8 protein-coding genes, 9 tRNA genes and 2 rRNA genes are annotated in these 8,834 nt (G+C 42.7%); 2 read left to right on the top strand and 17 right to left on the bottom strand.

Annotation, left to right across the window (positions count from 1 at the left end; translation table 11 throughout):
- Positions 1-212 precede the first annotated feature (212 nt).
- The 5 genes from glmM to sigW form a co-directional block, all read right to left on the bottom strand.
- A complete protein-coding gene (gene glmM, locus N8M93_RS19075) occupies positions 213-1,565 on the bottom strand; it encodes a phosphoglucosamine mutase (protein ID WP_261134227.1) in 1,353 nt (450 codons plus the stop codon).
- A 32-nt stretch (positions 1,566-1,597) separates the two neighbouring features.
- Positions 1,598-2,872 (bottom strand): YbbR-like domain-containing protein, encoded by a 1,275-nt coding sequence (locus N8M93_RS19080; RefSeq protein WP_261134228.1) that lies wholly within the window; start codon positions 2,870-2,872, stop codon positions 1,598-1,600.
- Complete coding sequence (gene cdaA, locus N8M93_RS19085; RefSeq protein WP_261134229.1) at positions 2,865-3,689, bottom strand: diadenylate cyclase CdaA; 825 nt, start codon at positions 3,687-3,689, stop codon at positions 2,865-2,867. Before cdaA ends, N8M93_RS19080 begins: the two co-directional genes overlap by 8 nt.
- Positions 3,690-3,952: 263 nt before the next feature.
- Positions 3,953-4,585, bottom strand: coding sequence for an anti-sigma factor (locus N8M93_RS19090; protein WP_261134230.1), 633 nt, complete (start codon positions 4,583-4,585; stop codon positions 3,953-3,955).
- Between the two features lie 14 nt (positions 4,586-4,599).
- Complete coding sequence (gene sigW, locus N8M93_RS19095; RefSeq protein WP_221569339.1) at positions 4,600-5,169, bottom strand: RNA polymerase sigma factor SigW; 570 nt, start codon at positions 5,167-5,169, stop codon at positions 4,600-4,602.
- A gap of 180 nt (positions 5,170-5,349) precedes the next feature.
- Between sigW and N8M93_RS19100 the strand changes: the two genes are divergently transcribed.
- The gene (locus N8M93_RS19100) at positions 5,350-5,526 is read left to right on the top strand and encodes an aspartyl-phosphate phosphatase Spo0E family protein (RefSeq protein WP_261134231.1); all 177 of its coding nucleotides are present in this window, start codon (positions 5,350-5,352) and stop codon (positions 5,524-5,526) included.
- A 214-nt stretch (positions 5,527-5,740) separates the two neighbouring features.
- On the opposite strand, the gene rocF is transcribed toward N8M93_RS19100, so the two are convergent.
- Complete coding sequence (gene rocF / locus N8M93_RS19105; protein ID WP_261134232.1) at positions 5,741-6,640, bottom strand: arginase; 900 nt, start codon at positions 6,638-6,640, stop codon at positions 5,741-5,743.
- Positions 6,641-6,749: 109 nt separating this feature from the next.
- Between rocF and N8M93_RS19110 the strand changes: the two genes are divergently transcribed.
- On the top strand, positions 6,750-6,950 hold the full coding sequence (locus N8M93_RS19110) for a hypothetical protein (protein ID WP_261134233.1): 201 nt from the start codon (positions 6,750-6,752) through the stop codon (positions 6,948-6,950).
- A gap of 225 nt (positions 6,951-7,175) precedes the next feature.
- Here N8M93_RS19110 and N8M93_RS19115 read toward each other — a convergent pair.
- The 11 genes from N8M93_RS19115 to N8M93_RS19165 form a co-directional block, all read right to left on the bottom strand.
- Positions 7,176-7,251 (bottom strand) — tRNA-Ala (locus N8M93_RS19115).
- Between the two features lie 2 nt (positions 7,252-7,253).
- A tRNA-Gly gene (locus N8M93_RS19120) sits at positions 7,254-7,327 on the bottom strand.
- A 141-nt stretch (positions 7,328-7,468) separates the two neighbouring features.
- Positions 7,469-7,544 (bottom strand) — tRNA-Lys (locus N8M93_RS19125).
- Between the two features lie 161 nt (positions 7,545-7,705).
- Positions 7,706-7,790 (bottom strand) — tRNA-Tyr (locus tag N8M93_RS19130).
- Between the two features lie 38 nt (positions 7,791-7,828).
- Positions 7,829-7,904, bottom strand: a tRNA-Thr gene (locus N8M93_RS19135).
- 139 nt (positions 7,905-8,043) lie between these two features.
- Positions 8,044-8,119 (bottom strand) — tRNA-Val (locus N8M93_RS19140).
- Between the two features lie 7 nt (positions 8,120-8,126).
- Positions 8,127-8,201: transfer RNA gene (locus N8M93_RS19145), tRNA-Glu, on the bottom strand.
- Positions 8,202-8,215: 14 nt separating this feature from the next.
- Positions 8,216-8,291 (bottom strand) — tRNA-Thr (locus tag N8M93_RS19150).
- Positions 8,292-8,295: 4 nt separating this feature from the next.
- Positions 8,296-8,370 (bottom strand) — tRNA-Asn (locus tag N8M93_RS19155).
- A 26-nt stretch (positions 8,371-8,396) separates the two neighbouring features.
- Positions 8,397-8,512 (bottom strand): 5S ribosomal RNA (gene rrf / locus N8M93_RS19160).
- Between the two features lie 139 nt (positions 8,513-8,651).
- A 23S ribosomal RNA gene (locus tag N8M93_RS19165) occupies positions 8,652-8,834 on the bottom strand; the annotation flags it as partial.

An 8,834-nucleotide genomic window follows, 5' to 3' on the forward strand; every position in this document is an offset into this window, starting at 1 on the left:
CAGCCGAAGAAATAGTCCAGGCGCTTTTAGTTTTACTATTCTTTCTATGCTCCTTTCTATAATCGAATGGAAATATCATACACCAGAAATCTCATGACGTCAACGACTTTATTATAGCGTTGATCTACTCTTAATAATTATGCAAAAACAGCTCGTTTCGTGTATGCGAGCTGTCCCTGCATAGTATTCGTATTCACGTGTGTTTTCTGTCCCTATTGTTCTACATACCCTAATTCCTGATCGACTACACGTGCAATTTCCTCTACATATTTTTCACACAATTCTTCAGTCGGAGCTTCCACCATCACCCTCACAAGAGGTTCAGTTCCAGATGGTCTTACAAGCACGCGACCGTTTCCGCTCGTTTCAGCTTCGACTTTGGCAATTGCTTCTTTCACAGCTGGGTTTTCCATTACTTTCGTTTTATCTGTAACCTTTACATTCTTCAGGCATTGCGGAAACTTTTCCATTTCACTTGCTAACTCTGATAAAGGTCTCTGTGTCAACTTCATGATGTTGACGAGCTGTAGAGCAGATAGAAGTCCATCGCCAGTTGTACTATGGTCAAGGAATATGATGTGGCCGGACTGCTCTCCGCCAAGATTGAAGTCCCCTTCCCTCATACGTTCCATGACATACCGGTCACCAACAGCTGTCTGTTCAGATGCAATGTTGGCAGCTTCAAGGCCTTTATAGAATCCGAGGTTACTCATCACTGTCGAAACCACCGTATCTTTTTTCAATCGGCCTTCACTAGCAAAGTGCTTGGCACAGATGAACATGATTTGATCACCATCGATAATCGTCCCATTTTCATCTACTGCAATCAAACGATCCCCATCTCCATCAAATGCCAGACCTACATCAGCCTCTTTTTCTTTTACAAGGTCAACAAGTTTCTCTGGATGAGTAGAACCTACTCCATCGTTTATGTTCAAACCGTTCGGGGATGAACCGATGGTCGTAATATCCGCATCAAGGTCTGCAAAAAGGTGTGGTGCAAGTGAAGAAACCGCCCCATGCGCGCAATCCAAGGCAATACGAAGTCCTGAGAAATCTTCATCAACCGTTTGCTTTAAGAACTGAAGGTACTTCTGACCCCCTTCAAAATAATCGCTTACTAAACCAAGATCCATTCCAGTCGGTCTTGGCAAGTCGTCCTTGTCCAGGTCCAATAATTCTTCGATTTCCCGTTCTTGCTCATCCAATAGCTTGAAACCATCAGATCCGAAAAATTTGATACCATTATCCCCAACTGGATTATGGGAAGCTGAAATCATGACCCCAGCTTGTGCCCCTAGCGCCTTTGTCAAATATGCCACACCTGGAGTTGAGATGACGCCTAATCGCATAACCTCTGCTCCGATCGAAAGTAACCCTGCAACCAATGCACCCTCCAGCATATGACCGGAAATACGGGTATCCCGACCAATGATGATTTTCGGTTTTTGGGTCTCTTTTGTCAGAACATAACCGCCGAAGCGCCCCAATTTAAACGCTAATTCAGGTGTTAATTCGGTGTTTGCTACTCCTCTGACTCCATCTGTTCCAAAATATTTACCCATTCAATAAATCGCTCCTTCTTCCCTTTTCCACATTACGCCGTTCTTTTGCTGATGGTTAAGGTCGCTTCTGTCAGCTGACTCTCAAATGTGAATCGTTCCGGAACATCGACATTGATTTTAACATCATGCTGCCCCTCTGATAAATCTTTTGCATCTACAAAAGCGGTTATATTTTCTTCTGACAAGTTTTTTAAATCTTCTTCGTTCCCATTGACTGTTACATCCATGACCCCTTCGTTTGGCGAATTGAAACTTGCTTCTTGATTATCATCCAATCCGACGACTTTGATCGGTAAATCGTTGAAGGTTTTAGAACTTGCCGTTTCATTTTCAGCAGGTTCTGTTGATGTTTCCTCTTCCGTTTTTTCAACATCGATTTTCACTTTCAATTTACCAGGCGTGGCGTAAAATGCGCCTTCTGGTAAAGGAACATCCATATCAATCGTTTCATCTTCTGTAATGTTGCTTAAGTCCACTGGAAGAGAAATCGAATTCAGTTTCTCCAGGACCTTTTCAGGTGCATGAATCGCTACTTCTTCTTGTGATGGCGTAATTGATTTCAGCTCATAACCATCCGGAAGAGAGCCTCTTTCTTCAATAGTGACCGGTACATCTTTACTTGGATTTTCAATTGGTACTGTTACATTCATCGTATCAGGTTCGATTTTGATATCGACTGGATCGAAGCTTTTATTCAACGCTTGTACTTTCGCTTCTCTTGTGAAAGTCTCCTTCTCGTCTGCTACGTTGACAAATACCCGGACATAAGCGATTTCATCAATCATTTCTTTTGCACCGGTGATTTCGATCTCCTCTTTATCGACCTGCGGTGTACCAGCAATATAGCCTTTAGGTAAGTCATCTTCACCAAGAAGCTGTACTGTCACTGGGAATGATTCGGTCTTCTTCTCATGCAATGTCACATTAACTGTACTTTCTCTTGGAATTGCGTCAATCCCGTTTGGTACATTTTCAAATTTGACCGGTACGTCATATTGCCCTGCCCCTTTATCTGTGAGATCGATATAAGCTCTCGGTGTTCGCTGCAAGCCGAATCGCATGATATCAGATTTTGATCCCTGGAACCTGACCCCGACTGTATCCGGGTTTCCTAATAAAACGTATTTATCATTATCGTATTCTACATCAAGAGAAACGTTTTTGAATATTTGTTCACCGCTATCTGTCAAACTTTGGTCATCTTCATTCGCCTGTTGGTCGTTAATGTGGACGGTGGTATACATCATCAAAGCGATCAGAAAAGCCGCAACCTTGACAAACCATGGAGATTTAAGTAGTCTATCCATCTTTCTTCCCCCTCCAATTCCACTTTGTTGAGGAAGTTGATTTCGCCATTATTTCAGCCTCTAAAAGTTTTCGTAACATATCCTCATCTAAATTACGGTAGAGTTCCCCATTTTTTGTGAGGGAAACATTTCCTGTTTCTTCAGAGACGACAAGGGTCAGACTATCTGTCACTTCTGATATGCCCAGTGCAGCTCTATGCCTTGTCCCCAATTCTTTTGAAATGAAAGGACTTTCCGAGAGTGGAAGATAACTTGCAGCTGCAAGGATTTGATTATCGTTGATGATGACTGCACCATCATGTAATGGTGTATTCGGAATGAAAATATTAATCAAGAGTTCTGAACTTAGATTCGCATTGATCGGAATGCCGGTTTCGACGTAATCGTCAAGTCCAGTTTCCCTTTCAATCGTTATTAAAGCACCAATACGACGCTTAGCCATATAATTCGTTGCCTTAAGCATCGCTTCGATCGTATTTCTCTTCTCCTCTTCTTCTGCAATCATGCCGCGCGAGAAAAATCTGCCTCGACCTAACTGTTCAAGTGCACGGCGCAACTCCGGCTGGAAGATGATGATGATCGCAAGGAAACCGTATAAAAGCGTCTGGTTCATCAAGAAATATAAGGTGTTCAGTTTGAAAATACCACTGAAAAACCAAACCGCTATGATGACCGTGATTCCTTTTAACAGCTGGATTGCCTTTGTGCCTTTTATCAGCATGATGAGTTTATAGATCACATAGGTGACCAAGAGGATATCAATTATATCATTCAAGTAGTTCAATATATTAAAGTCAAAGTCCCCTATAGGAAACATACGCATCCTCCAAACTGATCAACTCAATATCATTGTGCCCAACAATGCTCAGTTTGTTACCATATGTAACTTCTCTATTATATCATAAACTGAGACTATATCTATTTTTCGTAAGTTTCCGTCAATAACAATCCGTAAGTATTCAAAAAGTTTTTTGGGAGATGTTCTGCTAGCCCCACAAAGCCATTGAAAAAGAGAAAAGTGGTCTTATGTCACATCAACTTGTCCGACATGTCCATAAAACCACTTCACCATATATTAAATTATTCCGATATAAACCACTCTTTTACAGTGTTTGCCCCTTCTTTCAGACGGTACCAGACCCATTCTGTAATCTTATGGATTTCTTCACTCTCACCAGCGATATGTCCAGCGGAAGCAAGATAGTGGTTTCCATTGATAACGGTGACATTCCCTTCAACCTTCCCAGCAATTTCGACATCGCCGTTCTTTACAATAAGGTCGCCTTTAACAATTTCGCCTTCAGGAACAAAAACTTTTCCACTGTCATGGTCTATTTTGACCTGGGCACCATTTGCTGAAACAGAAATCGGGTTACTCCTATGGCTTCCCCATTCACTATAGATTGAGCTTGACATCAACCAGAGAAAAAGAACCGCAGCAGTCAGGATCGGGTGATGTTTGAACCATCTTCTCATCTTGGAAGAAGATTTTTCTTTTGGCAATCGCTCCATAACTTTTGTAGTAAAACCATTTGGCGCTTTTATAGAATGATGGCTATGCAGCAATTGATCGACGTTTTTGATTTCTTCTAATTTCCTCTTGCAGTCTGAACATTCTTTGATATGTTGGAGCAATTCTATTTTTTCAAGAGGCTCAATCGTTTCATCAACCCATTTATGCATATAAGATGAATACTTACCATCGCATTTCATTTTTTGTTATCCTCCTAACAATCCAGATCTTTCAACCGTTTCCGAAGAGCTTCCCGACCACGATGGATACGGGTTTTCACCGTTGAGACTGGAATCTGCAAAATATCACTGATTTCCTTCAGCGATAGTTCCTCCAAGTACTTCAGCGCAATTGCTGAACGGTATTTCGGTGGCAAATGCATGATCTCCTTCTGTATACGGTCTTGGAGCTCAAAGGTTTCAACTTTTTCTTCAGGTAATTGTTCTGCGACTGCTATTTGAGAATATAGTGTCAATCCTTCTCCCCCGGCTAGTTCTGCATCCAGGTAATAATCCGGCTTCTTCTTACGTATACGATCGATCGTCAAATTGGTTGCAATCCGATACAACCAAGTGGAAAATTTATGCGCTTCATTATATTTTTCAATATGTATATAAGCACGTACAAACGCTTCCTGGGCGATGTCCTCTGATTCATGTACGTTCCCTAACATCCTGTAAACGATATGATATACTTTATCTTTATAAATCTCCACCAGTTCTTCAAACGCTTTTTGATCCCCTTTTTTCACCGATCGGACCAAACGCTTAACCGTTATATCCATATAGGAACCCCCGATACTCCGTAATTAAAAATACTACTTTTGGAGTAGAATGCTTCTTGTTATATTCTAACATGGGACAACTTCCTAGTGAGGAATATTTTTGATAAAATAGGTTTATTTTCTTATATATCGGGTATTATGTGTAACAACTATCTATTACGGTGAAAGCAGGTGGACTGCATGTCGGCTGAAGAGCGCTTTCTATTAAATGAAATCGAAAATTCCAGAAAGAAAATGTTGACCCTGGCAAAAGAAAAGCCTTTGTTTTCTGCCGAGGTTGTTGAAATCAGCCAATATCTCGATCATTTACTTAATCGATACGATACAATTAAAAGTGAAATTATAAAGGTGTCTTGATTTAGGAAGCTGCTCTCTGCTCGAGAGTGGTTTTTTTGTCCCCTAAGAACATGGTTCTAGTCCATAGCAAAGTTCATCGTTTTCTGCCATCTTAAATACTCGCTATGGTGAAACCGGGTATCATCTCTTCCCCATACGCCATTTTTCATACAGGCAGAGCTATATTCAAAAAGCCTTATCGACTACTAATCGATAAGGCATTCATGAATACTGATCAGATTAATTTTTCTCCAAACAATGAACCGATTAATGCAACAGCAACAGTTGCAGTTTTGTTCTTTTCATCCAGTATCGGATTGACCTCCACGAATTCAGCTGAAGTAAGGATTTTCGCCTCTTCAAGCATCTCCATAGCTAAATGGCTCTCACGATAACTGATACCTCCAAGGACTGGAGTCCCTACACCAGGTGCTTCAGCCGGATCCAGACCATCAAGATCTAAACTTAAATGTACACCATCAGTTCCATTTGATACATGCTCAATCGCTTCTTCCATAACCTTTGTCATGCCCATTTTATCGATTTCATGCATCGTATAGACTTTGATACCCTTCTCACGGATCAACTCACGCTCACCTTCATCAAGCGAACGAGCACCGATGATGACAATATTCTCTGGCTTGATTTTCGGACTGTAACCGCCAATCTCTTGCAGCTTCTCATCACCAATTCCAAGACTTACAGCTAAAGGCATACCATGAATATTCCCACTTGGAGAAGTGTCTCCGGTATTCAAATCACCATGAGCATCATACCAGATCACCCCTAAATTCTCATAATGCTTAGAGACCCCTGCAAGTGTACCGATCGCTATACTATGGTCACCACCAAGAACTAATGGAAAATGGTTTGATTCAATGATTTTATTTACACCTTCAGCAAGAAGGGTATTCGCTTCGATGACCCCATCCAAATTTTTCAGATTTGTGTCCTTACTTGCTACTTTTTCTCTTTGAGGGATGTGGATGTCACCATGGTCTTCAACTTCGTAGCCAATGTTTTCAAGCCTTTCAATTAATCCAGCATATCTCATTGCGCTCGGTCCCATATCTACACCACGGCGCATTTGACCCAAATCCATCGGGACACCTAAAATACCAATATTCTTCTTCATGATTTTCCTCCTCTGTAATCACTCTATCCCCTATTGTAGGGCTTTGATGCCCGCTGGTTCAACTGGACAAAATTCTGCATACTTATGCGATATAACAGGGATCCAGGACATGATAGTGGATAAATATGAAGCGCTTTCAATTAGCATCATTCTTATACTTCTTAATATGCAGATTTTGCTATACTTTAATGTTGATTTTTACAAAATCCACTCCCTTTCTGCCGGCAAACAAAAAGCGGAAGAGACCCGTTTAGTCACGACGGTCACTGGAAAACTGATGAGAAGGCTTTCGCCGCCGCAGGAAGTTTGAAGTGATTCTTGTGATTGGTCGCTTAGCTAGACATCTCTTTCAGCAGCAGCCCTATATCCGCCAGCCTCCTCATGAGTTCCTCACTAGGGGGTCTCACCTGGCTCGCTTTTTCCGCATGAGTTGTCGTAAATTTCGCTTTCAACTTGTTCAGCAGTAACATTATCAACGTTAAAATGTAAAAAACTCTCTGAACCGAATGGTTCAGAGAGTTGAATATGTATGATATGGTGGAGCCTAGCGGGATCGAACCGCTGACCTCCTGCGTGCAAGGCAGGCGCTCTCCCAGCTGAGCTAAGGCCCCATTGGAGCGGGTGATGAGAATCGAACTCACGACCAGAGCTTGGAAGGCTCTTGTTTTACCACTAAACTACACCCGCATGATTAAGTTTGATCAATCAGATTTATCGAAATGGTGAGCCATGAAGGACTCCGACGCGCAGTTAGTACTGCTGAGTTACTTCTTGTGACCGATCACCTGCAGTGGAACCGTAGGTGAGAGTCCTTGACAGAAGGTTTAATGGTGAGCCATGAAGGACTCGAACCTTCGACCCTCTGATTAAAAGTCAGATGCTCTACCGACTGAGCTAATGGCTCAAGTAAAATGAAGGTTACTCACCTTTATGCCCCTTCCTCTACGAGATGATTCTATCGAAGAAGGTTGTGTCGGGACAACTCATAGTTAATTCACGTAGAGCTGTTCGTTGCTCTACCGACTGAGCAAATGGCTCAAGTAACTTACTTCGTCTTTTTTAAAATGGTGGAGGGGGACGGATTCGAACCGCCGAACCCGGAGGGAGCGGATTTACAGTCCGCCGCGTTTAGCCACTTCGCTACCCCTCCAATAAAAAAAGACTTTAAAGTCTGATTTCAAATGAAAATGGTGCTGGCCAGAGGACTTGAACCCCCAACCTACTGATTACAAGTCAGTTGCTCTACCAATTGAGCTAGGCCAGCGTAGTAAAATGATGTTACTTCAGTTTGTGTCTCTTCCTCTAACAAGGAATCCTCTGTTGCCTGCTGCGTCGAGACAAGTCGCAGCTTATTCATTGTTGTATTGCTCCTTGCTCTACCAATTGAGCTAGGCCAGCAAAAATGGTGGAGGATGACGGGATCGAACCGCCGACCCCCTGCTTGTAAGGCAGGTGCTCTCCCAGCTGAGCTAATCCTCCAAATAGATGGTGACCCCTACGGGATTCGAACCCGTGTTACCGCCGTGAAAGGGCGGTGTCTTAACCACTTGACCAAGGGGCCTTATAAATTTGTCATGGAGCTTCCAAGCGGGCTCGAACCGCTGACCTCTTCCTTACCATGGAAGTGCTCTACCTGCTGAGCTATGGAAGCAAAATGGCTCCACAGGCAGGACTCGAACCTGCGACCGATCGGTTAACAGCCGATAGCTCTACCACTGAGCTACTGTGGAATATTCAATGAGATGAAAAAGGTTTGGCCCGGCGACGTCCTACTCTCACAGGGGGAAGCCCCCAATTACCATTGGCGCTGAAGAGCTTAACTTCCGTGTTCGGCATGGGAACGGGTGTGACCTCTTCGCCATCGTCACCAGACCAAGTTCAATTGATCCACAATCATCCTTAGTAAGGACAAGATATATATTACTAAAATTAATAAACTTTTTCAAGGGCTTTTCCAAAAATATTCCCTCAAAACTAGATAATGTCTTTCTTGAAAACATCGATGTAAAATGTGGTTAAGTCCTCGATCGATTAGTATCTGTCAGCTCCACGTGTCGCCACGCTTCTACACCAGACCTATCAACCTCATCATCTCTGAGGGATCTTACTCGCTTGACGCGATGGGAAATCTCATCTTGAGGGGGGCTTCATGCTTAGATGCTTTCAGCACTTATCCCGTCCACACGTAGCTACC

The sequence above is a fragment of the Bacillus sp. Marseille-Q3570 genome, assembly GCF_946151055.1.
Taxonomy (GTDB): Bacteria; Bacillota; Bacilli; order Bacillales; family Fictibacillaceae; genus Pseudalkalibacillus.